The sequence below is a fragment of the Candidatus Tisiphia endosymbiont of Mystacides longicornis genome, assembly GCF_964031095.1.
Lineage (GTDB): Bacteria > Pseudomonadota > Alphaproteobacteria > Rickettsiales > Rickettsiaceae > Tisiphia.
In genome coordinates this window covers 1,539,176-1,561,791 of sequence record NZ_OZ035004.1, presented here as the reverse complement: position 1 = coordinate 1,561,791, position 22,616 = coordinate 1,539,176, and the positions used below count along the sequence as shown (strand labels likewise).

Sequence of the window (22,616 nt, the reverse complement as noted above, 5' to 3'; positions counted from 1 at the left end):
GTCAAACACTATGATTCCACCACTGAAAGAGGTGGCTTAGCATTTGGGATAGTTAATAAATATTTATTAATATTGTATGAGATTCCTGTCGGGAATATGAGAAAGAATATGATAGTGATGGTAAATAAGGCAAACCTTAGCTTACAAAAAAAACTGATTTCGACAAGGGCTGTAAAAGCCGAACAACTGATAAGTAAACTATTAATAACGCCATCTTAAATCCTGTTAGTTTATTACTCATTTTAAAAATTATAAACAAAATTGCTGATATTAAAATGCAATATAAATATGCTATTAGTGTACAATAAAAAAGGTGTATAATGTATTATATTAATTAGTAGAAAACAGTAAAAGCAATGATAGAAGAAAAAACTAAGAATAGTGTTAATTATCAGCCAAAGATGTTTGTTGGTACTGATGACTTTAAAACATTATTATTAAACAGTGATGTATTTGTTGACAAAAGCCTAATGATCAAAGAATTGCTAGAGGATAATGGAGCAGTGACTCTAATTACTCGACCAAGGCGTTGGGGGAAGAGTATTAATATGGATATGGTCAGACGCTTTCTAGAAATAGAGCTGGACAATGAGGGGAATCCTTTACCACCAGAAGAGCGAGTAAATTATAAATTATTTGTTGGGGGAGAAGTGGATTCAGGCTTTGGTGAAACTAAAAAACTGAAGCCGTTAAAAATTGCTAGTATAACCAATGCTATGAAGCGTCAAGGTCAATTCCCCGTAATATTCATCACCTTTAAAAGCGTAGAAGGCTCAAGCTATCACGATATTGAACAAGGTGTAAAAAGCCAGTTACGGAAATTGTTTCAGGCGCATAGATATTTAGCTAATAGTGATAAGCTTGCATCAGATGAACGAGCAGATTTCAACCAATATTTATCTTCTGATGTAACTCTCGATAATATCAAAAATAGTTTGGCTATTTTAAGCCACCTGCTGTACAAACATTACAATAAAAAGCCTTGGGTATTAATTGATGAATATGATACGCCCATTAATAGTGCTTATAGATGGTTTGGTACTAACGAGGCAGAATTTCAAAAAGTGTTAGAAATTTTTCGTGGGATCATGAAATCTACCTTTAAAAAGGAAACTGGCGATCAAGAATTACCAATTGAACGGGGAGTTATTACGGGAATTTTGCGGATTGCTAAAGCTGAATTATTTTCCGGGCTAAATAATGTTCGGGAATATAGTTTATTAGATAAAAACTTTGCAAGTAGCTATGGATTTACTCAAACAGAAGTGGACGAGTTATTAACCAAAGTACCACTTACTACCAGTCCAGCAGAAATTAAGGATTGGTATAATGGCTATAATTTTGGGGGAGAAATCATCTATAACCCTTGGTCAATTATGCAGTGTTTAGCAAGTGAAGGTAAGCTTGATCATTACTGGCTAGATAGTGGAGGAACTGGCTGGATCGACCATGTCTTGTTGTCAGATGAAATGCAGCAGGATATTCAAACATTAGCTGCTGGTAGAGCTATCATCTCTAGCATTACCAAACATATCAGTTTCATGGACATTGGTCAGCCGGAAGGGTTGTTTAGTTTATTGTTATTTAGTGGCTATTTAAATCCACATGCTAAAATGCCAGAAAGAGATATTTATGAACTATCTATTCCTAATTATGAAGTAAAATATATTTATGAAAAAAGAGTACTCCAATGGGTCAGCAAACAAATAAACATTGATAGTTCTAGGTACTACTCATTTATTAGCTTGTTAATAGATGGCAAAATAGAGGAGTTTAAACAAAGAATGCAGGAGTTACTGCTGGGTAGCACTAGTTTTCATCAAGTAGGAGAAAAAAAAGCCGAATTATTTTATAGCGGCTTTATGCTAGGAATTGTTAACATGCTAGCTTCTAATTATATAATATCAAGTGAGCAAGAATCAGGTGATGGACGCCCTGATGTAATCATGATCCCCAAAGCTGGCAAAGGTGACAAAGCTATGATTATCGAGTATAAAATCGCTAAACCTTCAGAAGATTTAACGACTATAGCAGGGTCTGGTTTACAACAAATTATTGATAGGAAATATGATACTAAAATAAAAGAGCATCAACATGTTAAACAAATACTAAAAATCTGCATGGCTTTTTGCGGGAAAAATATGGATTTACAATATCAGGTTACAGAGCTTTAGTAATAGACTGTAAGCATTTGAATAACCAGTAATTTTATGTCTGTTGTGGTTCTGAAATTGTCCACTACGCCCCGCCAGTTACTTATTACCCTTTCAGGGATTTTGTAATTTTATAAAGCAATCCATATGCTCCCTATATGCTCCTTACGGATTGGAAAATAAGGAGTACATTTGCCCTCAACCCCTCTTTAGTACTGCTGTTCAGTTGGAGGGATTATGCAGCAAATAGTCAACTCTTCCTCTACCCCTACTGCCGATATTGGTGCTAATAATACTGACAATGATACTATTTTCTATAATTTTGTTGGTAATTTTGTGCCACCTGAGTGGTTTGATCGTATACTTGCAGCAAAACTGCATAACTTTATCTAATTTTTTTGTTAGTATGAATTTTTTATACATTTGGGTTTCATACTATGCAAATACCATCGATTACTATTGAGCAAGTAGCTCAGCAATTTAAAGCTTGGCGTCAAACTAAAACTAATAAGTTTGATCCTATACCAAACCATCTAAAGGAATTAGTTCACCAATTACTCCATCATTATTCTTACCAAGAGATAGCTAAACATCTTAATATTAATAAAGCAACAATTAGTTCAACTAAAAAAGCCCATGAACCTACCATCAAAACTTCTTCTGTCTCAACTTCAAATCAATCCCTACAACAAAATATTAATTTTCTCCCATTTCAACTAGTAAATTCTATAGATACCGATCCTGTAGCTGCTCCCAAGCAAAATCACTATACTTGTCACATTATTAAACCAAATGGTACCAAGCTTATTATCCAAACACTAGAGCCAAAAACTATAATTCAGACATTTTTATGCTGCAACTAACCCCGGCGTCAGTTATTTTTGTTGCCACTATTGCCATCGATTTTCGCAAGGGTATCGATGGCTTAATCGCTGTTTGTAGACAAAAACTTTCTTCTGACCCTCTTAATGGTTCCTTGTTTTTATTCTATAATAAAAACAGAACTGCCATTAAAATTTTGTCCTTTGACGGTCAAGGCTTTTGGCTATGCTCTAAACGCCTATCCAAAGGTAAATTTACGGCAAAACTTTTCCCATCTGATAATTCATCTTACCAAATTTGTTATAGAACCTTACACATTCTTATTCATAATGGCGATCCTAGTTCTGCCAAATTCTCTAATGATTGGCTTCCTGTCGTTTAAGCTGCTGTCTCGATTAATTCCGTATTATTCATATATCTTGCATAGGCAAAAGGCGTATAATCCTCAGGATGCTTCTTTGCTTTGCTACTATGCTCTTGTAGCCAATTTAAATATTTAAAGGCATTGATCTCGTTCTCACTACAAGTCTTTACTATACTATACAGACCACTATGTATCTCAGCACTATTGATTGTTTTAAAGAATAATGAATTCTTCCTTTGTAAAATAATGGTACGCAGTGATCTCTCAGCCCAATTATTATCAAGATTGCTAACTGGGATTTTTAAAAATTGGGTCAAACCTTCTTTATTATTTATCCAATATTTCATAGCTTGTCCAAGCCTACTATTAGGCTCAACTTTCTTGTCGTTAAATAATTCGTCTATTTTGTTATATATGTTTTCTATATATTTACTGCTATGTTCCTGATGATACCCAAGTTTCTCTTCAGGACTCATCTCTTTACATTGATGTTCATTGTGGTAAATCCCACGTGTTTGTTTGAGAAAATATCCGCATTCTTCAGGGTAATATAGTTCATTTTCTGTAAATTTTCTCTGACCATGTGACAAACAATTGATCATCACTATTATTGCCAGTAATTCTTTATCTGCTTCTGATAATACCGGGTTATTATTGTTACTTGCGTCAGTCATTAATTGGATAGAATCTGTTCTATTCTTACGATTCTTTAGTACGTTACCTATATTTTCTCCACCATGCCTATTACCGGTAAAATATAAAACTATTACCTCATTATTTGCAGTCTTAGCACATATTGTAGTAGTATAACAGCTGCGTCCTTTCTTATTTTGAGTACGTAATTTTTTATTGGCTATAGTAATTTCTAAAATCCTAGCTCTAGTATCATCAAGGTTCAGTGAACTACATTCGGCAGCCATTTCCAATAATACCCCGTAAATTTCAGCTCCACCACCTTCTTGCCAAACATCTAAATATTGTTGCCAGAGCGAGCTGTATGCTATAGGAACCCCGCTTAAACTCTGTAGCCTAGATAAACGGTAGAAAGGAGTACCATAGGTCTTTTGTAACACTATTGCACTTCTGCTACTATTTGTCCATTTGTTGATATTTTTATTGTTCATAACTGTATAATCGCAAGCATTACAGCGTAACGTTTTCTTTACATATCTGTTGACTGTAATTGGAGCATTACCTGTAAATTGTAGCAATTTTCTAGCTTCACTATTATATAGTTTGCCATTATAGCAGTGAGGACAGCTATCACCACTACAAAAATTCTCAGGAGTTAAATAGCTGGTATTCGCATCCTTATAATCATCAAACCCATATTTACCTTGCCAATTACTACGATCTATCTTTTTGGGCTTATCGCACTCTCCTTCATTACCACCATTCCCGTTATCAGATTCACCTGGCGGTTCTTTTAATGAATCTGAACTATCTTTTTTTTGTGATCTGCCTTAAAACCAATCAGCATTTCCTTAAGCTTATTTATACTGATATTTGATGATGCTAGCTTGTCTATTAGCTCGTTACAAAATTTCACAAGCTCTACTATCGTTTGCTGTTCATCTCCCGTTAATGAACTTTCCTTGACATGCTGTATTAGTTCTTCTCGTTCTTCAGCACTTAAGGTCGCTACTTTTGGTTTTTTCATTTGATTAATTATCATTATTATTAATATTTCAAATATTATAATATGACTGCTACTTTTTCAACTAGTTTTTTTATTAATCTGTTTTTTATTAATCGGTGATATTTGCATAGTAGAAATCCAAATTTATACAATAAATTCATACTAGCAAAGAAATTAGATAGTGTTACGCAGTTTTGCTGCAAGTATACGTTTGATCTTAGAACTAGTGGTGGTAAGATTTTAAGTAAAACTGCCCGTCAACTGCTGTCTTTAATAGTGTTTCGTTTGCAAGTTTATCATGATAACAACATCGATGAACTACAAGAAAGTTATTATTTTTTCGAACAAGAACTTAAACTATGTCAAAGACGTATTAGGCAATGTATGCTTGAATTACAAGATGGTGGTTTTATTCATCTTCATCTAGCCACAATAGTCAAACATAAAATCAAATGTCGTAATACCCCCTGTATAAAATTGGCAAAAAATTTTCAGCATTACACAAAAAAATTTTTTGGTAAAAGCGAAGATAATTTCGGATCAACTCGAAAAAATTTTCAACCAGACAATATTATAGATAATAATAAATATAATAAATCTAGATCTAGCGAATCAGTTGTTTTAAAAAATGTTGTTGATAAAGATGATCCAGGGTTGGATTACACCCAAAACCAGCTGCAAGAAAAAAACTTGCAGCCTGAAGAGGTGAGAATAGACGAGAGAATAGATGAAGCTAAGGATATTGTTGAAGGTGCTGTACTCACGGCGACCTGATGAACAATTAGTTAAATTGTATTAAGGCATTAATAAAACGCTTTAAGTTATTTGATGACCAACCCATAGTAAGCATCATTTTTGGTTTGGTCTCTCTTTTGGTCTTTATTCTATTTAAAATATTCAATACAAACCTTCGGATAATAGCCATATTTGCAGGAGCATTGCCTTGACGTATGCTGCTCGCATCTTCATTAAATACCACATCGAGTACCCAATGCATAGATTCAATTCCCCAATGAGACCTTATGCTTTTTAACATCGCTTCAGCGGAATTATTAGAACTACTAATATAATAATTTACTGATTCTGATACTTTATTTTTTTCAACTACTTTTCTTTTTACTTGAATAACACAATTCAAACCAGCCCATTGCTCATAACCAAATATTTTTTTAACATCACGTATTACACAGCATTTTCTTTCTTCAACTCTACCATGTCCTTTATCATAAGTTTCTGCTACATCTGTTTCTAGAAACCTAGCTACATCTGACTCAAAGAACTTTTCAACCTCATTATACAATCCAGGATGATTCATCTTTAACCCTAAAATATAGTCAGCTTCTTTTTCTACAATCTGTTTGGCTATGTTTTTTTGACACCCCATGGCATCAATAGTAACTATTGCATTTTTAATATCTAAACATTCTATTGCTTCTGGAATAGCTGTGATTTCATTGTCTTTGCTATCAATTGCTTGACCAAATAAAGTGACCCCTGATTCAACTGCATAGACATTTAAAAAATGCAATGCTCTACTATCTTTACATTTTGAACCTCTAAGCGTCTTACCATCTATTGCATAATGTTTCTCGTTTAAATCATGATTAAAATATTTTATTAACACATTATTTAATTGCTTAGAATCACATCTAGTAATAAAACTTCTAATAGTACAATCACTAGGAGTGCCATTTTTAAAGGGTAAATATTCTCTTAAAGTATCAATATGAGCTTTACCAAATTCTTCAATTTCTTCCCAACTCTCTGCCCTTGCTGCAACCGCTACTACCGCTAAAAACAATAATTCTATTAACGGATAGGCTATTTTACTCTCTTGTCTATGTTCTTTAATATCGCAAAAATGTTCTGCAAAACTCTTGACAAATTCTTTTTCTTTTAACATCAATATCCCTAAAAATAATTATCTTATTTAGAGATTCTTACGTCATTTCTATACTTTTTGCAAAAACTTTATTATTACAATATCATTAACTTTTATTCATCAGACCGCCGTGGTGCTGTACTAGGGGCAGTACCGCTCTGCACAGCCTTAACAAGACTTACAGAAAAATTTTTTCTAACAACTGAACTGGTAGCATCAAGTTCCTCCAATGTGAAAGTATCAGATAACAGTAAGCCTGATAATAATAAGGGCTGGTTCAAGAAAAAGAAATTAGTTGATTTTTATCCACTAATAGAGGAAGACGCTGATTTACTGCAGTTGAGATCAAACCGAGAATTTAACTTAGCTTTTATTAATAAATTATTGCTAAAACTAGCGGAGCAATATCCTAATCATCATTTTTGTAACAAAAAAGTGGTATTGAACTATATGGCTAAAACTTTAGCATATGAATTGCGGGAGAGTAGCAGAGCTAATCAGGACAATTTTCAGTTTAAATCTAGCAATGAAGATACACTTAAAGAGCGATATTTGAAGAAGATTAAAAATAGTACAAATACTGATAGGCATGCCAAATTAAAGAGTAAGTTAGCAGGAGTTTTTGACTGTGATACTGCCTATGAGTTATTAACTAGTTGTGCATTTGGTTCAGTAATGCAAGATGAACAATATCAGATAAAGCTGTTAAAAGATATTTCTTTGTTAGAACATATTAAAGCTAAGATATTAGAGCAAGTACAAGCAGTATATGGTCATAAGGTAAAGCAGTTACAAATCATACCATTTACCCCCTTTATGATGGTAAAACAACAAGCCAAAAGTGAAAAAGTGCTTGCAGATGGGGAGAAACCTTACATGTCAGAGCTAAGTCCTGACTTAGTATGGGACAGGATCAGACGATCCATAATAGCAAGTTACGGGGTTACTATGGATCAAGTAATATTTAGTAAACTGACAGTAATAGAGGAAGATCGCATCAACAAGAGAGTAATTCTTAAACCACAGACAGATTTTATTAGTTATATGATAACTCGCAGTTATAGAAATATCCTAGAATCAGCTTTTCAAGCAGAAGGCTTCACTTATGAGCTACTTGCGGTAGATAAAAGTAATTAGTCAATAATTAGTAATAATCACTTCATAAGAGACTTTTCTTTGTTGCGATATGGAATATTTAATGTCTACAGTACGGATATTAAAGTCTTTGTATATATCTCTTATAAAATCAGTATCGCTATTAGAAAGTATACTTGCAGCAAAACTGCGTAACACTATCTAATTGCTTTGCTAGTATGAATTTATTGTATAAATTTGGATTTCTACTATGCAAATATCACCGATTAATAAAAAACAGATTAATAAAAAAACTAGTTGAAAAAGTAGCAGTCATATTATAATATTTGAAATATTAATAATAATGATAATTAATCAAATGAAAAAACCAAAAGTAGCGACCTTAAGTGCTGAAGAACGAGAAGAACTAATACAGCATGTCAAGGAAAGTTCATTAACGGGAGATGAACAGCAAACGATAGTAGAGCTTGTGAAATTTTGTAACGAGCTAATAGACAAGCTAGCATCATCAAATATCAGTATAAATAAGCTTAAGGAAATGCTGATTGGTTTTAAGGCAGATCACAAAAAAAAGATAGTTCAGATTCATTAAAAGAACCGCCAGGTGAATCTGATAACGGGAATGGTGGTAATGAAGGAGAGTGCGATAAGCCCAAAAAGATAGATCGTAGTAATTGGCAAGGTAAATATGGGTTTGATGATTATAAGGATGCGAATACCAGCTATTTAACTCCTGAGAATTTTTGTAGTGGTGATAGCTGTCCTCACTGCTATAATGGCAAACTATATAATAGTGAAGCTAGAAAATTGCTACAATTTACAGGTAATGCTCCAATTACAGTCAACAGATATGTAAAGAAAACGTTACGCTGTAATGCTTGCGATTATACAGTTATGAACAATAAAAATATCAACAAATGGACAAATAGTAGCAGAAGTGCAATAGTGTTACAAAAGACCTATGGTACTCCTTTCTACCGTTTATCTAGGCTACAGAGTTTAAGCGGGGTTCCTATAGCATACAGCTCGCTCTGGCAACAATATTTAGATGTTTGGCAAGAAGGTGGTGGAGCTGAAATTTACGGGGTATTATTGGAAATGGCTGCCGAATGTAGTTCACTGAACCTTGATGATACTAGAGCTAGGATTTTAGAAATTACTATAGCCAATAAAAAATTACGTACTCAAAATAAGAAAGGACGCAGCTGTTATACTACTACAATATGTGCTAAGACTGCAAATAATGAGGTAATAGTTTTATATTTTACCGGTAATAGGCATGGTGGAGAAAATATAGGTAACGTACTAAAGAATCGTAAGAATAGAACAGATTCTATCCAATTAATGACTGACGCAAGTAACAATAATAACCCGGTATTATCAGAAGCAGATAAAGAATTACTGGCAATAATAGTGATGATCAATTGTTTGTCACATGGTCAGAGAAAATTTACAGAAAATGAACTATATTACCCTGAAGAATGCGGATATTTTCTCAAACAAACACGTGGGATTTACCACAATGAACATCAATGTAAAGAGATGAGTCCTGAAGAGAAACTTGGGTATCATCAGGAACATAGCAGTAAATATATAGAAAACATATATAACAAAATAGACGAATTATTTAACGACAAGAAAGTTGAGCCTAATAGTAGGCTTGGACAAGCTATGAAATATTGGATAAATAATAAAGAAGGTTTGACCCAATTTTTAAAAATCCCAGTTAGCAATCTTGATAATAATTGGGCTGAGAGATCACTGCGTACCATTATTTTACAAAGGAAGAATTCATTATTCTTTAAAACAATCAATAGTGCTGAGATACATAGTGGTCTGTATAGTATAGTAAAGACTTGTAGTGAGAACGAGATCAATGCCTTTAAATATTTAAATTGGCTACAAGAGCATAGTAGCAAAGCAAAGAAGCATCCTGAGGATTATACGCCTTTTGCCTATGCAAGATATATGAATAATACGGAATTAATCGAGACAGCAGCTTAAACGACAGGAAGCCAATCATTAGAGAATTTGGCAGAACTAGGATCGCCATTATGAATAAGAATGTGTAAGGTTCTATAACAAATTTGGTAAGATGAATTATCAGATGGGAAAAGTTTTGCCGTAAATTTACCTTTGGATAGGCGTTTAGAGCATAGCCAAAAGCCTTGACCGTCAAAGGACAAAATTTTAATGGCAGTTCTGTTTTTATTATAGAATAAAAACAAGGAACCATTAAGAGGGTCAGAAGAAAGTTTTTGTCTACAAACAGCGATTAAGCCATCGATACCCTTGCGAAAATCGATGGCAATAGTGGCAACAAAAATAACTGACGCCGGGGTTAGTTGCAGCATAAAAATGTCTGAATTATAGTTTTTGGCTCTAGTGTTTGGATAATAAGCTTGGTACCATTTGGTTTAATAATGTGACAAGTATAGTGATTTTGCTTGGGAGCAGCTACAGGATCGGTATCTATAGAATTTACTAGTTGAAATGGGAGAAAATTAATATTTTGTTGTAGGGATTGATTTGAAGTTGAGACAGAAGAAGTTTTGATGGTAGGTTCATGGGCTTTTTTAGTTGAACTAATTGTTGCTTTATTAATATTAAGATGTTTAGCTATCTCTTGGTAAGAATAATGATGGAGTAATTGGTGAACTAATTCCTTTAGATGGTTTGGTATAGGATCAAACTTATTAGTTTTAGTTTGACGCCAAGCTTTAAATTGCTGAGCTACTTGCTCAATAGTAATCGATGGTATTTGCATAGTATGAAACCCAAATGTATAAAAAATTCATACTAACAAAAAAATTAGATAAAGTTATGCAGTTTTGCTGCAAGTATACATTAGAAATCATCGTCTTTACACCTTTACTACCTAGTTCTTTAACAAAGTCCCTAAGTCTGATTTGTTCACTTTGGTCAAATGGTAACATAGTATAGAATTTCTCGCCTGATTGATGATATGGTGGATCGAAATAAACAAAATCATTTTTCTGTGGTTCAATAAAGGAAAAATCCATGGCGTAAATGGATGTATCCATTAAAAAACTGCTACATTGTTTTAGCTTTTCATCAATGTCAGATGTGCCATATTTTTTAGTAGAAAAACATAGTGCCAACTTCCCGTCTTTCTTTAGTCGATATATGCTTTTAAAAGCGTACCTAGTGAGATATATGAACCTTGCGGTAATTTTGTTGGGATCGTTGGTATTATTATTTCTAACTTGGTAGTAATATTCTTTTGAATGATTTTCTTTATGTTCCTTCAGTAATTTACTCACTGTAGTTGGATCTTTTTTAACGCTATTATAGCTAGTAACTAAATCAAGATTAATATCAGACAAAAAGCATTTGTTGAACATGGGTCTTACTTGAAAAAATAGTGCACCTCCACCAAGGAATGGCTCGTAATAATTATTTAATCCTGAGGGGATATGTTCAATTAATTTATCAGTAATTTTTCTTTTACCACCGACCCAGTGTAAAAATGGTTGTGGTTTATTGGTAACGGATAACATAGCATTAATAGTTAAATATCTTAATGATAAATTATACCATAAAATAAACTGCAATGCCAGGTGAAAGTGCTATATTTAAAAGGTTTGTTCTATTTTTTATGACACGATTGATATTCTTGATGTCTCTTTTATACAGCTTTTTAGATATATTGGCAGAAATTTGTGCAAAATAGTGAAAAATGCTCTGTACTCCTCAGAAAAAGGGTGATAAATGTGATGGTGATCCTATATCAATCTAGGATCAAGCACAGAGGTTAAGTCATTAAGTTCAGCCTTACAGTTTAACCTCTATGCCTCCATTTTTGTAATCAAAAACAGTACAGATATAGTATGACAAATAATGTTAAGAATCAACAAGAAGATGTAAATGAAATCGATAATATTAAGCAAAATCTTACAGGACAGGGCTGGTATGTTACATTAGCTCCAACATTTGCTACATTAATACCAACATCTGACCAAAGCACAAATATAATGAACTCAGTAGGAAATTATGTTGATATTACTAAATTCAAAATTTTGGAACTAGAATTACAACAAGTAAAGAACAAACTTAAAGAATCAGAATTAATCAGGTTAGACTTAATCAACAATATAGGACATAGTATCAATACTCCTTGTAACGGGATTTTTTCACTATTAACCATTCTCCATGAGGTAGAGACTGAGCCTGACAAAAAGGATTACATAACTACTATTGTGAATTGTACTCAAGAGTTACTAGATTATTCCAATAATATGATTGAGTTTCTTAAAAGTCATGTCATGCCAACAGCTGTAATTTCTAAAAAATTTCACCTGAAGAAACTAGTTGAGCAAAGCATTACTAAAGCACAACCAGCAGCATCGCATAAAGGTTTAAGACTTGCCTGTAGTTTTCAATATGATATGGAGGATATTATCCTTGGTGATAATTACCGATTACAAGCAATATTAGATCAATTAATTAGTAACGCCATTAAGTTTACTGAGCAAGGGCATGTGATGATCACAGTTAATTTATTTGCAGCTAAAACTCAAGAACAAGATAAGGATATTCAAGATGCTAGAAATGTTATTTTAGAATTTATTGTTAATGACACAGGTATTAGTATCCCTATCGATAAGCAACGATATATTTATGAAAAATTAACTAAACTTGAATCTAGGACAAAATATAGGGGTCTTGGTTTGGGTTTGGCATTTGTCAAACAGTTCATAGAGGATTTGCATGGCGATATTGACGTGAGAAGCATCGAGGGTAAAGGTACAACTTTCGTATGTAACGTTCCGGTTAAATTACCTTTACTTGATGGTATGATTTATAATGAATTGTAAGTGATTTTATAGTTAAATATTATAAAATATGTTTAAGCGAAAGCCTTTATACACTAGAAACTTATAGAGGCTTATTATAGCAATCTTTTAGCAGGAGTATTCCAGATTCCTAAGTTATCAGAAAGACAATCAAAAAGATAATTGCTAGTGCTGATAGCTTATTTATGGTACAATTTACGTAATTAAATATTTATTTTTAAATATAATCAAATAATATGACTATTAAACTTTCTAATCATAATACAACCAATCAAGATATTTATATGGAAAGTAATATGCCACCAAGAATGAGAACAGGTACAGATGATTTTAAGACGTTATTGTTAAATAGTGATGTATTTGTTGATAAAAGCTTAATGATAAAAGAGTTATTAGCCGATAGTGGAGATGTCATCCTAATCACCAGACCAAGGCGGTGGGGTAAAAGTTTGAATATGAACATGCTTCAAAAATTTTTTGAGATAGAGGTGGATGAGGGAGGTAAGCCTTTACCTGAAGAGGATAGAGTAAATAACAAGCTATTTACTGGTGGTACAGTAGATTTAGGATTTGACGAAACTAAAGAACTAAAATCTTTGAAAATTGTGAGTGATGCAAGTAGCATGAAACGTCAAGGTCAATTTCCGGTGATTTTGCTCAATCTTAAAGATGTAAAAGGCAGTAGTTATCAGGAAATAGAACTAGGCATTAAGGATCAAATTATAGAATTATTTGCAAATCATCATTATTTAAATCATCATATAACAGAAGATACAGGACTATTAAATAATGCCCAAAAAGAAAAATTAAGGAGATATTTTGATGGGAAACTTGAGAAAAATGACTTAAAAGATAGTTTACGTGTTTTGAGTGAAGTACTATATAAACATTTTGGTCAAAAAGTTTACATATTGATCGATGAATACGATACGCCGATCAATAGTTCATACATTAAGTTTGGTAACAAGCCAGAAGAATTTGAACAGGTACTTGAAATGTTTCGCGGGATGTTTGGCAGTAGTTTAAAAACTAATCCTTATTTAGAGAAAGGCGTAATAACCGGCATATTACGAGTTGCTAAAGCTAATTTATTTTCGGATTTGAATAATGTTAGTGAATATAGCTTGCTTGATGAAAAATATTCTAAGTTTTATGGTTTTACTCAAGCAGAAGTTGATGAATTGTTAACAAAAGTAGCAACAGCAACTAATCCTGAGCAAATTAAAGCTTGGTATAATGGCTATAGTTTTGGTGGGGAGATTATCTATAATCCATGGTCGATTATGCAATGTTTGGCTCATAAAGGAAAACTTGATCATTATTGGCTTGATAGCGGTGGCACTGGGCTTGTTGATAAAATATTACTGTCCGATGAAATGCAAAGCGATCTCCAACAATTAGTGGTAGGTGTAAGTATAATCTCACCTATTACCAAACAAATTACTTTTGCTGATATCAATAAACCAATAGGACTGTTTAGTTTATTGTTATTTAGTGGTTATCTAAGCCCAACTGCCATAGCACCAGAAAGAAATATTTATGAATTATCGATACCTAATGAAGAAGTAAAATATATTTATGAAACAAGAGTATTGCAATGGGTAACCGATCAATTAAAGATAGATAGTTCTAGATACTATTCGTTTGCTAGTTTGTTGCCCGCAGGTAAAATAGAAGAATTCAAAGAAAGGCTGCAAGAATTATTACTAAACGCTACTAGTTTTCATCAAACTGGCGAGAAAAAAGCCGAGTTATTTTATAGCGGCTTTATGCTAGGTTTAATTAACACTTTATCTCCTGGCTATGTCATAGATAGTGAGAGAGAAACAGGCAGTGGTAGAGCTGATATTATATTGCTACCTAAGGCTGGGAAGCAGAATAATGCTATTATTATTGAATATAAAATATGCAAATCTCCTGATACTCTAGAATCTATCGCAAAAGATGGGCTAGATCAAATCATGAGAAAAAAATATGAGACTAAAATAAAAGAACACTCTCATGTTCAGAAAATTATCAAAATTGCTATGGCTTTTTGTGGTAAAGAAGTGGCTCTAGAATATCAGATTGATGTGGTGAATCTTTAAACTATTTAATATATAAATACAAGAACCTAAATAATAACAATTAACTTAATATTTCTTTAGGTTTTTGCAATGTATATGGTGATATTAAATCTTCCAGTAGGAGTCAATCATAAACTCAGAATTTCTTTTCTATGGTAGGAATTAGTCTTGTTTTACCAGCAGCTCCTATAGTCAATTGATGGGAAGTTGGTGACGTCGTCACTCGTCGCTCGCCTATTACTTATAGGCGTCGCTCCATCGTTCCTAGCACCAAATTCCCCTGAATTGACTATATCTGGTTACTATTAAGGTTAAGAGTAGTAATGGAGTTAGTAATTATTTGTTGTATAAGAGCTTGTTCTAATGGCATTTTTCCTCTCTTTTATTTTTGTCAAAATTTATTAATTACTTCATAGTCTCAGGTGGAGTAGACGTAATAGTAACCTATTACGCCCCTCATTAGATACGCATCGTGTCTTATTAAGGTAATGGGCTATAGTCATTCAACTTGATCTAAAAGATTAAATAATAATTTATTAAACAACCTATACTTGTAGCAAAACTGCTTTGCAATTTTTTAGCAGTACAAATCACATTTTAAAACTATGTCGCCAAGTAAATTTTTGGTAAATTCTTCATCTACCAGGTCACAATTGTCAAATTTCTGCTCCTCTGCTTTGGTAGCAAAATCTTGCCCTTGAGCAGCGGCATTAACCATAATGTTAGCAATTTTCTTGTAAACCTCAGACCTAAAATTTTTATCCTGATTTAGGCTGAATGCATGGTGATAATATGTTTTGGCTTTTTCAAATAAACCTATAGACTCAAAATACTCAGCCTGCTTTAGCATTATATCAGGATTTCTTTTATCTTGTTCTAACCATGCTTTAAAACATTCTTTTATCTCAAGTACATTATTAACTACTTTATAGCAGTCAATCGCCTTAGCATATTCACCCTTGTTAAAAAGTAGTTGTCCTAGTTCTTCATATATTTTTGGTAGGTGGCTATTGGCATCTATAGCTTTTGCATAGTAAGCCAATGCGGCTTCATTGGCACCATCATGCTCAGCAATACTATAGTAAATCAAATTGAATTAGGTGACAAAGAATGCAGAAATAGCTTTAGATAATGTACCAATTTCCGCTATTTTGTTTCGAATCCATCGCTTCATATTAGCCCAAAATTTTTCTATTGGATTTAAGTCTGGAGAATATGGGGGTAAAAAAATAACTTCACAACCAACTGATTCTATTAGCTCTTTTGTCTTTTGAGATTTATGAAAACTAACGTTATCCATCACTACAACCTGTCCTGCTGTTAACTCTTTAATCAAAAATTTTTCAACCCAATTATTAAATAGTTCTGTATTACAAGTTTTATTAAAAACAAAAGGGGCTATTGGTTTGTTATTTACTAAACCAGCTATTATATTAGTCCTTTGATAATGCTTCCCACTCTTCTTGCCAATCAATAATTCTCCTATCTTACCCCAACCTCTATCTTGGCAAATTGTCATATCTATCCCACTTTCATCAAGATATACTATTTTATCTTTATCATATTTACTGATCTTTTCTAAATAATCAGATCGTTTCTCTGCACTTGCTTCCAAATAGCTAAAGGTTTTTTTTTATAACTAAATCCTAACTTTTTTAATATATTAGCTACTTGAGAACCTGTAATTCCAAAATTCTTACCAATTTCTTGTAGCTTACTATTAGGGTTATTTGTTACGAAATATTCCAATGCTTTTTTATCAATCTTACTTTTAAATCCTAGTCTAGCTCTTGCCAGCACTGTTCCTTCTTTTCTTCTCCTTACGTTCCAACGGCTAATTGTATTTTTATGTATAGCAAATATTCTAGCAGCAGATTCTTGACTATTACCTTTTTCTATATAATTTATTACTTTTTCTCTTAAATCTTGACTATATGGACTTGTTGACATTTTTTCCTTTATTTATACCACATCTTATCACCTAATTCAATTTGATTTACTATAGCTAAGCAACTATAGGCTATAGCCTTAAGATTCTTGCAAGCAGGAGAGTCTTGATAATTTTCTAGATATTTTATAGCTTTATGATAATATTCTGGGTCAGATTGGTTCTCATCAATCTTCAAACTACTAACTTGGTACTCAAGATTTTCTGTTACTTTAGTATGGCAAGTTGTTATTAACTCTGCAATCTTTGCATGATCAGGTAATTTAGTTCCACAGACATTAGCGAAGAATTTCACATATTCATATTGCTGCTGTAAGCAATAACCATAGTCTTGGACTTGATTCTGAAGCTGAGAATTATCAGAGTCAGCATATTCAGCAAAAAGCTCCACTGCTATCTGCAAGATCATTAAGGCATCTGGTATCTTATCTATTTGATTATAGTTAAGCACTTTTTGCAATCTTGATAATAACTCCAACTCTGGAAAATATTCACCTTCACTATGTTGCTTTAGTTCATTGTAATTAATTGATGACGGAACCCAATCTTTGACAATCGCATAATTTTCGGAAAATGCATTGAGTGGATTAACATTTAAGCAGTGAGTTGCATCAGCAATAGCCTTCACTATAACTTCTAATAGTTGATTAAAATTATTACTCGCAGTATTTAACAGATGAGCAAGTGTACTCTTGTCAACCCCGGTATTACCAAAAAGCAATATCCCCTTTTTGCCATGTTCCTGTAGGTGGTCATTACCATCTCGGATTAAATCTAATACTTGCTTTATAGTAGCCTGATCATCATTGTTAAGCTGATTATCCTCACCTGCTACCTCAAATAATTTTACAACCGGTATATTGGGGATATATTCTTTTACTTCTTGTTCAGCTATGTATTGTTTTACTAGAGCCTCTTTTTTTGCTTCTGCAGGAAAGTCTTTATTAATCTGCAGGGCTGCTTTTATCTCACTTGCTACAATATCTCCTACATTCTTAAAACTAGTGCCAAAATTAGCAATAGATTTATTAATCTTTAAGGCTTCTGCTAGATACCTCACTCCCACAGATCCTATTGGGTTAGTACTATCAATGTAAAAATTAGTAATAGCTTTATTAACCTTTAAGGCTTCTGCTAGAGCCTGTGCTCCAGCATCTCCTATCTTGTTATTATTAAGGTTAAAATAAGTAATAGCTTTATTAACTTTTAAGGCTTCTGCTAGAGCCTGTGTTCCAACATTTCCTATCTGGTTATTATGAAGATAAAGAGTAGTAATAGATTTGTTATCCTTTAAGGCTTCTGCTAAAGCCTTTGCTTCAGCATCTCCTATCTTGTTATAACAAAGATCAATAGAAGTAATAGATTTATTAATCTTTAAGGCTTCCGCTAAATCCTTGGCTCCAGCATCTCCTATCCCTGTATTACTAAGATCAAGAGTAGTAATAGAGTTAGTTGTTATTTGATGTATAATAGTTTTGTCTAATGGCATTTTTTCCTCTCTTTATATTTAGGTCAAAATTTATCAATTACGTCATAGTCTCAGGTGGAGTAAACGTAATAGCCATCTACTACGTCCCTCATTAGATACGTATCGTACCCTATTAAAGCAATGGGCTATAGCCATTCAACCTGATCTAAAAGATTAAATAATAATTTATCAAACAACGTATACTTGTAGCAAAACTGCTTTGCAATTTTTTAGCAATACAAATCACATTTTAAAACTATGTCGCCAAGCAAATTTTTGGTAAATGCTTCATCTACCAGGTCATAATTGTAAAAATCATGTTCCTGTGCTCTGGTAATAAAATTTTGTCCCTGAGCAGCAGTATTAACCATAATATTGCCAATTTTTTCTAAAGCGGCAGCCTTAAAATTGTCATCATGACTTAGGCTAAATGCGTGCTGATAATATTTTTTGGCTTGCTCAAATAAACCTATAGACTCAAAATACTCAGCCTGTTTTAACATTATATCGGGATTCTCTTGATCTTGTTTTAGCCATTTTTTAAAACAGACTTTTATCTTAAATGCATTATTCACTACTTTGTAGCAGTCAATTGCCTTAGCATATTCACCTTTGTTAAAAAATAGTTGCCCTAGTTCTTCATATATTTTTGGTAGGTGGCTATTGGCATCTATAGCTTTTGCATAGTAAGCAAATGCAGTTTCATTGGCACTGTCATGCTCAGCAATACTATAGTAAATCAAATTGAATTAGGTGATAAGATGTGGTATAAATAAAGGAAAAAATGTCAACAAGTCCATATAGTCAAGATTTAAGAGAAAAAGTAATAAATTATATAGAAAAAGGTAATAGTCAAGAATCTGCTGCTAGAATATTTGCTATACATAAAAATACAATTAGCCGTTGGAACGTAAGGAGAAGAAAAGAAGGAACAGTGCTGGCAAGAGCTAGACTAGGATTTAAAAGTAAGATTGATAAAAAAGCATTGGAATATTTCGTAACAAATAACCCTAATAGTAAGCTACAAGAAATTGGTAAGAATTTTGGAATTACAGGTTCTCAAGTAGCTAATATATTAAAAAAGTTAGGATTTAGTTATAAAAAAAAACCTTTAGCTATTTGGAAGCAAGTGCAGAGAAACGATCTGATTATTTAGAAAAGATCAGTAAATATGATAAAGATAAAATAGTATATCTTGATGAAAGTGGGATAGATATGACAATTTGCCAAGATAGAGGTTGGGGTAAGATAGGAGAATTATTGATTGGCAAGAAGAGTGGGAAGCATTATCAAAGGACTAATATAATAGCTGGTTTAGTAAATAACAAACCAATAGCCCCTTTTGTTTTTAATAAAACTTGTAATACAGAACTATTTAATAATTGGGTTGAAAAATTTTTGATTAAAGAGTTAACAGCAGGACAGGTTGTAGTGATGGATAACGTTAGTTTTCATAAATCTCAAAAGACAAAAGAGCTAATAGAATCAGTTGGTTGTGAAGTTATTTTTTTACCCCCATATTCTCCAGACTTAAATCCAATAGAAAAATTTTGGGCTAATATGAAGCGATGGATTCGAAACAAAATAGCGGAAATTGGTACATTATCTAAAGCTATTTCTGCATTCTTTGTCACCTAATTCAATTTGATTTACTATAGCTAAGCAACTATAGGCTATAGCCTTAAGATTCTTACAGGCAGGAGAGTCTTGATAATTTTCTAGATATTTTATAGCTTTATGATAATATTCTGGGTTAGATTGCTCCTCATCAATCTTCAAACTACTAACTTGGTACTCAAGATTTTCTGTTACCTTAGCGTGGCAAGCTGTTATTAACTCTGCAATCTTTGCATGATCAGGTAATTTAGTTCCACAGACATTAGCGAAGAATTTCACATATTCATATTGCTGCTGTAAGCAATAACCGTAATCTTGTATCCGATTCTGAAGCTGAGAATTATCAGACTCAGCATATTCAGCAAAAAGCTCCACTGCTATCTGCAAGATCATTAAGGCATCTGGTATGTTATCTATTTGATTATAGTTAAGCACTTTTTGTAATCTTGATAATAATTCCAATTCTGGAAAATATTCACCTTCGCTATGTTGCTTTAGTTCATTGTAATTAATTGATGACGGAACCCAATCTTTGACAATCGCATAATTTTCGGAAAATGCATTGAGTGGATTAACATTTAAGCAGTGAGTTGCATCAGCAATAGCCTTCACTATAACTTCTAATAGTTGATTAAAATTATTACTCGCAGTATTTAACAGATGCAATGAGCAGTCCTTAGCTTTCTTCGAAATAGCTATGTTGACCATCTCACTATTAGCGTCAGAATATGTGGATGATTTGTCTATTTCCGCAAGTAAGTCAGGTACAGTTAACTCACCTTCTTCAATTGGTTTATAGAATAGATGTATTGATTTGAGCTTACTAATCAGGTCTTTGTGGTCATTTGTTGTCCCTTGGTTATCTTTTAATATTTTTTCTATAGATTTTTGGATATGCTGTGTATCCTTGCCTTTTGGTACCTGGGTAACTACTAAAGATATGCTACCCTCTATAGAGCCAATATCATTAAAACTTTTCATAAAATTAGACAAAGTTTCAAGGAAATCATTGCCTCTTTTACTCCTTAAATCTGATTCAACTATTACCAACACAAATTTTAATTGATCTGTAGTCTCAAAAAGCCTTTTAATATAGAAGTTGTTAGCAATTTCCTGGACAGGCTCGGTATCATTAAAGCCAGGGCAATCCCAAATGATTAGGTCTTTAACAAAACATTTATTAGGAATCTTAGTCTCGGAAGCCAGTTTATGACCAATGACAATATCAGTAAGAGGCTGCATCGCCTCAATAACCAGTTCGGCAGTTTCATCATCCCTAATAGCTTGCAGTTTTCTGCCACTAAGCAAGTGAGCTAGTGTACTCTTGCCAGCCCCGGTATTACCAAGCAGCAATAGCCCCTTCTTGCCATGTTCTTGCAGGCGATCGTTACCTTCTCGGATTAGCTCTGATACTTCCTTGATAGTAGCCTGATCATCATCGTTAAACTGATTATCCCCACCTACTACCTCAAATAATTTGACAACCGGTATATTGGGGGTATATTCTTTTACTTTTGCTTCCTCTATAGCCTTTAATCTAGCCGCTTCTTTGGCTGCCTTAACCTCCTCTTGTTCTTTAAGCTTTGCTTCCTGCTCAAGTCTTTCAGCTTCTTGCTGCTTTGCCTCCTCTATAGCTTTTAATCTAGCTGCTTCTTTGGCTGCCTCAGCTTCCTCTTGCTCTCTAATCTTTGCCTCCTTCGCAAGTCTTTCATCCTCTTTTTGCTTTGCCTGTTCGGCTATTTGTTTTGCTAGAGCCTCTTTTTTGGCTTCTGCAGGAAAGTTTTGATTAATCTGTAGGGCTGTTTCTATCTCTTTCTTTACAATATCTCCTATATTATTAAAAACAGTGCCAAAACTAATAATAGATTTATTGATCTTTAAGGCGTCTGCTAGATACCTCACTCCCACAGGTCCTATCGGGTTAGAATCAATGTAAAAATGAGTAATAGCTTTATTAACCTTTAAGGCTTCTGCTAGAGCCTGGGCTCCAGCATCTCCTATTTGGTTATTACGAAGGTAAAGCTGAGTAATAGTGTGATTAGTCTTTAAGGCTTCTGCTATAGCCTGTACTCCAGCATCTCCTATCTGGTTATTTTGAATATAAAGATTAGTAATAGAGTGATTATCCTTTAAGGCTTCTGCTAGCTCCTTCGCTTTAGCATCGTCTATCTGTTTATTATTAAGCTCAAGATTAGTAATAGAGTTAGTAGTTATTTGTTGTATAATAACTTGTTCTAATGGCATTTTTTTTCTCTCTTTAATTTATAGTTAACTAGATTAGTATGATGTCGTTGCAAGGAGCTGCTTAGCGGTGACGAAGCAAGCCTGTTTTGTGTCATCCCTGCTTCGGTGCGGGATCTAAAATAATGTCCAAAAAACCATGAAATATTATAGATCCCGCACCGAAGCAGGGATGACATAAAAATGGATTGCTTCGTCGGCTTACGCCTTCTCGCAATGACGTTCTTTAGACTCACATGAGTCCTATTCTATGGTATAATAAAGTAATCTTTACTATTAAAGTCTAATATGCTTTGTATAATATTAATATATTTTAATATGTAAAGTGATTTTTAAAGAAATTTGTGAAATATCAAATTTAGTGGTAATTATGCAATAAAAAACACGATGTAAAAATATCACGAAATATGATGCAAATTGTGATTTTTTATGGTATAATAATTCCCTTGAAATACAGATACTACAGGGGATTTATATGAGAAAAGTTACTATCAAATTTAACAA

General features: G+C 33.2%; 24 protein-coding genes. 12 read left to right on the top strand and 12 right to left on the bottom strand.

Features of this window, described 5'->3' with window-relative positions:
* Positions 1–356 precede the first annotated feature (356 nt).
* The 4 genes from ACQH6S_RS07915 to tnpB (ACQH6S_RS07900) all read left to right on the top strand — a co-directional run bounded on the left by ACQH6S_RS07915 (position 357) and on the right by tnpB (ACQH6S_RS07900) (position 3,357).
* Complete coding sequence (locus tag ACQH6S_RS07915) at positions 357–2,174, top strand: AAA family ATPase (protein WP_425364496.1); 1,818 nt, start codon at positions 357–359, stop codon at positions 2,172–2,174.
* A gap of 216 nt (positions 2,175–2,390) precedes the next feature.
* Positions 2,391–2,546 carry a hypothetical protein gene (locus ACQH6S_RS07910; protein ID WP_425364495.1) on the top strand — a complete coding sequence of 52 codons (156 nt, stop codon included), beginning with the start codon at positions 2,391–2,393 and terminating at the stop codon, positions 2,544–2,546.
* 44 nt (positions 2,547–2,590) lie between these two features.
* Positions 2,591–3,016 carry a hypothetical protein gene (locus ACQH6S_RS07905; protein ID WP_341758053.1) on the top strand — a complete coding sequence of 142 codons (426 nt, stop codon included), beginning with the start codon at positions 2,591–2,593 and terminating at the stop codon, positions 3,014–3,016.
* A complete protein-coding gene (tnpB, locus tag ACQH6S_RS07900; protein ID WP_341752109.1) occupies positions 3,004–3,357 on the top strand; it encodes an IS66 family insertion sequence element accessory protein TnpB in 354 nt (117 codons plus the stop codon). Before ACQH6S_RS07905 ends, tnpB (ACQH6S_RS07900) begins: the two co-directional genes overlap by 13 nt.
* On the opposite strand, the gene ACQH6S_RS07895 is transcribed toward tnpB (ACQH6S_RS07900), so the two are convergent.
* Together ACQH6S_RS07895 and ACQH6S_RS07890 are read right to left on the bottom strand one after the other, a co-directional pair.
* Positions 3,354–4,463 (bottom strand): IS66 family transposase, encoded by a 1,110-nt coding sequence (locus ACQH6S_RS07895; RefSeq protein ID WP_425364395.1) that lies wholly within the window; start codon positions 4,461–4,463, stop codon positions 3,354–3,356. The genes tnpB (ACQH6S_RS07900) and ACQH6S_RS07895 overlap by 4 nt on opposite strands.
* 302 nt (positions 4,464–4,765) lie before the next feature.
* On the bottom strand, positions 4,766–5,014 hold the full coding sequence (locus ACQH6S_RS07890; RefSeq protein WP_341758049.1) for a hypothetical protein: 249 nt from the start codon (positions 5,012–5,014) through the stop codon (positions 4,766–4,768).
* Positions 5,015–5,101: 87 nt separating this feature from the next.
* Here ACQH6S_RS07890 and ACQH6S_RS07885 point away from each other — a divergent pair, with 87 nt between their 5' ends.
* Positions 5,102–5,752, top strand: a complete 651-nt coding sequence (locus ACQH6S_RS07885) for a hypothetical protein (protein ID WP_425364494.1) — start codon at positions 5,102–5,104, stop codon at positions 5,750–5,752.
* Positions 5,753–5,759: 7 nt separating this feature from the next.
* On the opposite strand, the gene ACQH6S_RS07880 is transcribed toward ACQH6S_RS07885, so the two are convergent.
* The gene (locus ACQH6S_RS07880) at positions 5,760–6,881 is read right to left on the bottom strand and encodes an ISAs1 family transposase (protein WP_425364493.1); all 1,122 of its coding nucleotides are present in this window, start codon (positions 6,879–6,881) and stop codon (positions 5,760–5,762) included.
* Between the two features lie 57 nt (positions 6,882–6,938).
* On the opposite strand from ACQH6S_RS07880, the gene ACQH6S_RS07875 reads away from it, so the two are divergent.
* The 3 genes from ACQH6S_RS07875 to ACQH6S_RS07865 all read left to right on the top strand — a co-directional run bounded on the left by ACQH6S_RS07875 (position 6,939) and on the right by ACQH6S_RS07865 (position 9,959).
* Entirely contained in the window at positions 6,939–7,997 is a 1,059-nt protein-coding gene (locus ACQH6S_RS07875) for a hypothetical protein (protein ID WP_425364492.1), read from the top strand.
* A 301-nt stretch (positions 7,998–8,298) separates the two neighbouring features.
* Positions 8,299–8,547 (top strand): hypothetical protein, encoded by a 249-nt coding sequence (locus tag ACQH6S_RS07870; protein WP_341758049.1) that lies wholly within the window; start codon positions 8,299–8,301, stop codon positions 8,545–8,547.
* 302 nt (positions 8,548–8,849) lie between these two features.
* The gene (locus tag ACQH6S_RS07865) at positions 8,850–9,959 is read left to right on the top strand and encodes an IS66 family transposase (protein ID WP_425364395.1); all 1,110 of its coding nucleotides are present in this window, start codon (positions 8,850–8,852) and stop codon (positions 9,957–9,959) included.
* Here ACQH6S_RS07865 and tnpB (ACQH6S_RS07860) read toward each other — a convergent pair.
* From tnpB (ACQH6S_RS07860) to ACQH6S_RS07850, 3 genes are read right to left on the bottom strand one after another with little or no spacing between them, the layout of a single operon-like run.
* Positions 9,956–10,309 (bottom strand): IS66 family insertion sequence element accessory protein TnpB, encoded by a 354-nt coding sequence (gene tnpB, locus ACQH6S_RS07860; protein WP_341752109.1) that lies wholly within the window; start codon positions 10,307–10,309, stop codon positions 9,956–9,958. The two genes, ACQH6S_RS07865 and tnpB (ACQH6S_RS07860), sit on opposite strands and share 4 nt — an antisense overlap.
* Positions 10,297–10,722 (bottom strand): hypothetical protein, encoded by a 426-nt coding sequence (locus tag ACQH6S_RS07855; protein WP_341758053.1) that lies wholly within the window; start codon positions 10,720–10,722, stop codon positions 10,297–10,299. Before ACQH6S_RS07855 ends, tnpB (ACQH6S_RS07860) begins: the two co-directional genes overlap by 13 nt.
* Complete coding sequence (locus tag ACQH6S_RS07850; RefSeq protein ID WP_425364720.1) at positions 10,697–11,476, bottom strand: DNA adenine methylase; 780 nt, start codon at positions 11,474–11,476, stop codon at positions 10,697–10,699. The genes ACQH6S_RS07855 and ACQH6S_RS07850 overlap by 26 nt, the downstream gene beginning before the upstream one ends.
* A gap of 330 nt (positions 11,477–11,806) precedes the next feature.
* Here ACQH6S_RS07850 and ACQH6S_RS07845 point away from each other — a divergent pair, with 330 nt between their 5' ends.
* The gene (locus tag ACQH6S_RS07845) at positions 11,807–12,793 is read left to right on the top strand and encodes a sensor histidine kinase (RefSeq protein ID WP_425364491.1); all 987 of its coding nucleotides are present in this window, start codon (positions 11,807–11,809) and stop codon (positions 12,791–12,793) included.
* A 215-nt stretch (positions 12,794–13,008) separates the two neighbouring features.
* Positions 13,009–14,859: an AAA family ATPase gene (locus tag ACQH6S_RS07840; RefSeq protein ID WP_425360435.1), complete on the top strand. Its 1,851-nt coding sequence runs from the start codon at positions 13,009–13,011 to the stop codon at positions 14,857–14,859.
* 556 nt (positions 14,860–15,415) lie between these two features.
* Here the strand turns inward: ACQH6S_RS07840 and ACQH6S_RS07835 are convergent.
* From ACQH6S_RS07835 to ACQH6S_RS07815, 5 genes are all read right to left on the bottom strand, one after another.
* A complete protein-coding gene (locus tag ACQH6S_RS07835; protein ID WP_425364490.1) occupies positions 15,416–15,928 on the bottom strand; it encodes a tetratricopeptide repeat protein in 513 nt (170 codons plus the stop codon).
* A 6-nt stretch (positions 15,929–15,934) separates the two neighbouring features.
* On the bottom strand, positions 15,935–16,453 hold the full coding sequence (locus ACQH6S_RS07830; protein ID WP_425364377.1) for an IS630 family transposase: 519 nt from the start codon (positions 16,451–16,453) through the stop codon (positions 15,935–15,937).
* Positions 16,417–16,788 carry an IS630 transposase-related protein gene (locus ACQH6S_RS07825; RefSeq protein ID WP_425364376.1) on the bottom strand — a complete coding sequence of 124 codons (372 nt, stop codon included), beginning with the start codon at positions 16,786–16,788 and terminating at the stop codon, positions 16,417–16,419. The genes ACQH6S_RS07830 and ACQH6S_RS07825 overlap by 37 nt, the downstream gene beginning before the upstream one ends.
* Before the next feature lie 8 nt (positions 16,789–16,796).
* Positions 16,797–18,275, bottom strand: a complete 1,479-nt coding sequence (locus tag ACQH6S_RS07820; RefSeq protein WP_425364489.1) for a hypothetical protein — start codon at positions 18,273–18,275, stop codon at positions 16,797–16,799.
* Between the two features lie 209 nt (positions 18,276–18,484).
* Positions 18,485–18,997: a tetratricopeptide repeat protein gene (locus tag ACQH6S_RS07815; RefSeq protein ID WP_425364488.1), complete on the bottom strand. Its 513-nt coding sequence runs from the start codon at positions 18,995–18,997 to the stop codon at positions 18,485–18,487.
* 41 nt (positions 18,998–19,038) lie between these two features.
* On the opposite strand from ACQH6S_RS07815, the gene ACQH6S_RS07810 reads away from it, so the two are divergent.
* Positions 19,039–19,410: an IS630 transposase-related protein gene (locus tag ACQH6S_RS07810; protein ID WP_425364376.1), complete on the top strand. Its 372-nt coding sequence runs from the start codon at positions 19,039–19,041 to the stop codon at positions 19,408–19,410.
* The gene (locus ACQH6S_RS07805) at positions 19,374–19,892 is read left to right on the top strand and encodes an IS630 family transposase (protein ID WP_425364377.1); all 519 of its coding nucleotides are present in this window, start codon (positions 19,374–19,376) and stop codon (positions 19,890–19,892) included. The genes ACQH6S_RS07810 and ACQH6S_RS07805 overlap by 37 nt, the downstream gene beginning before the upstream one ends.
* Here the strand turns inward: ACQH6S_RS07805 and ACQH6S_RS07800 are convergent.
* Entirely contained in the window at positions 19,857–22,115 is a 2,259-nt protein-coding gene (locus ACQH6S_RS07800) for a hypothetical protein (protein ID WP_425364487.1), read from the bottom strand. The two genes, ACQH6S_RS07805 and ACQH6S_RS07800, sit on opposite strands and share 36 nt — an antisense overlap.
* Between the last annotated feature and the right edge of the window lie 501 nt (positions 22,116–22,616).

Excerpts from the sequence above, each read along its gene's own strand:
- ACQH6S_RS07845 (WP_425364491.1), top strand. The coding sequence starts at position 11,807 with ATGACAAATAATGTTAAGAATCAACAAGAAGATGTAAATGAAATCGAT.
- ACQH6S_RS07895 (WP_425364395.1), bottom strand. The coding sequence starts at position 4,463 with ATGAACAATAAAAATATCAACAAATGGACAAATAGTAGCAGAAGTGCA.
- ACQH6S_RS07880 (WP_425364493.1), bottom strand. The coding sequence starts at position 6,881 with ATGTTAAAAGAAAAAGAATTTGTCAAGAGTTTTGCAGAACATTTTTGC.
- ACQH6S_RS07810 (WP_425364376.1), top strand. The coding sequence starts at position 19,039 with ATGTCAACAAGTCCATATAGTCAAGATTTAAGAGAAAAAGTAATAAAT.
- tnpB (WP_341752109.1), bottom strand. The coding sequence starts at position 10,309 with ATGCTGCAACTAACCCCGGCGTCAGTTATTTTTGTTGCCACTATTGCC.
- ACQH6S_RS07890 (WP_341758049.1), bottom strand. The coding sequence starts at position 5,014 with ATGATAATTAATCAAATGAAAAAACCAAAAGTAGCGACCTTAAGTGCT.
- ACQH6S_RS07915 (WP_425364496.1), top strand. The coding sequence starts at position 357 with ATGATAGAAGAAAAAACTAAGAATAGTGTTAATTATCAGCCAAAGATG.
- ACQH6S_RS07905 (WP_341758053.1), top strand. The coding sequence starts at position 2,591 with ATGCAAATACCATCGATTACTATTGAGCAAGTAGCTCAGCAATTTAAA.
- tnpB (WP_341752109.1), top strand. The coding sequence starts at position 3,004 with ATGCTGCAACTAACCCCGGCGTCAGTTATTTTTGTTGCCACTATTGCC.
- ACQH6S_RS07840 (WP_425360435.1), top strand. The coding sequence starts at position 13,009 with ATGACTATTAAACTTTCTAATCATAATACAACCAATCAAGATATTTAT.
- ACQH6S_RS07825 (WP_425364376.1), bottom strand. The coding sequence starts at position 16,788 with ATGTCAACAAGTCCATATAGTCAAGATTTAAGAGAAAAAGTAATAAAT.
- ACQH6S_RS07800 (WP_425364487.1), bottom strand. The coding sequence starts at position 22,115 with ATGCCATTAGAACAAGTTATTATACAACAAATAACTACTAACTCTATT.
- ACQH6S_RS07820 (WP_425364489.1), bottom strand. The coding sequence starts at position 18,275 with ATGCCATTAGACAAAACTATTATACATCAAATAACAACTAACTCTATT.
- ACQH6S_RS07865 (WP_425364395.1), top strand. The coding sequence starts at position 8,850 with ATGAACAATAAAAATATCAACAAATGGACAAATAGTAGCAGAAGTGCA.
- ACQH6S_RS07870 (WP_341758049.1), top strand. The coding sequence starts at position 8,299 with ATGATAATTAATCAAATGAAAAAACCAAAAGTAGCGACCTTAAGTGCT.
- ACQH6S_RS07910 (WP_425364495.1), top strand. The coding sequence starts at position 2,391 with ATGCAGCAAATAGTCAACTCTTCCTCTACCCCTACTGCCGATATTGGT.
- ACQH6S_RS07850 (WP_425364720.1), bottom strand. The coding sequence starts at position 11,476 with ATGTTATCCGTTACCAATAAACCACAACCATTTTTACACTGGGTCGGT.
- ACQH6S_RS07855 (WP_341758053.1), bottom strand. The coding sequence starts at position 10,722 with ATGCAAATACCATCGATTACTATTGAGCAAGTAGCTCAGCAATTTAAA.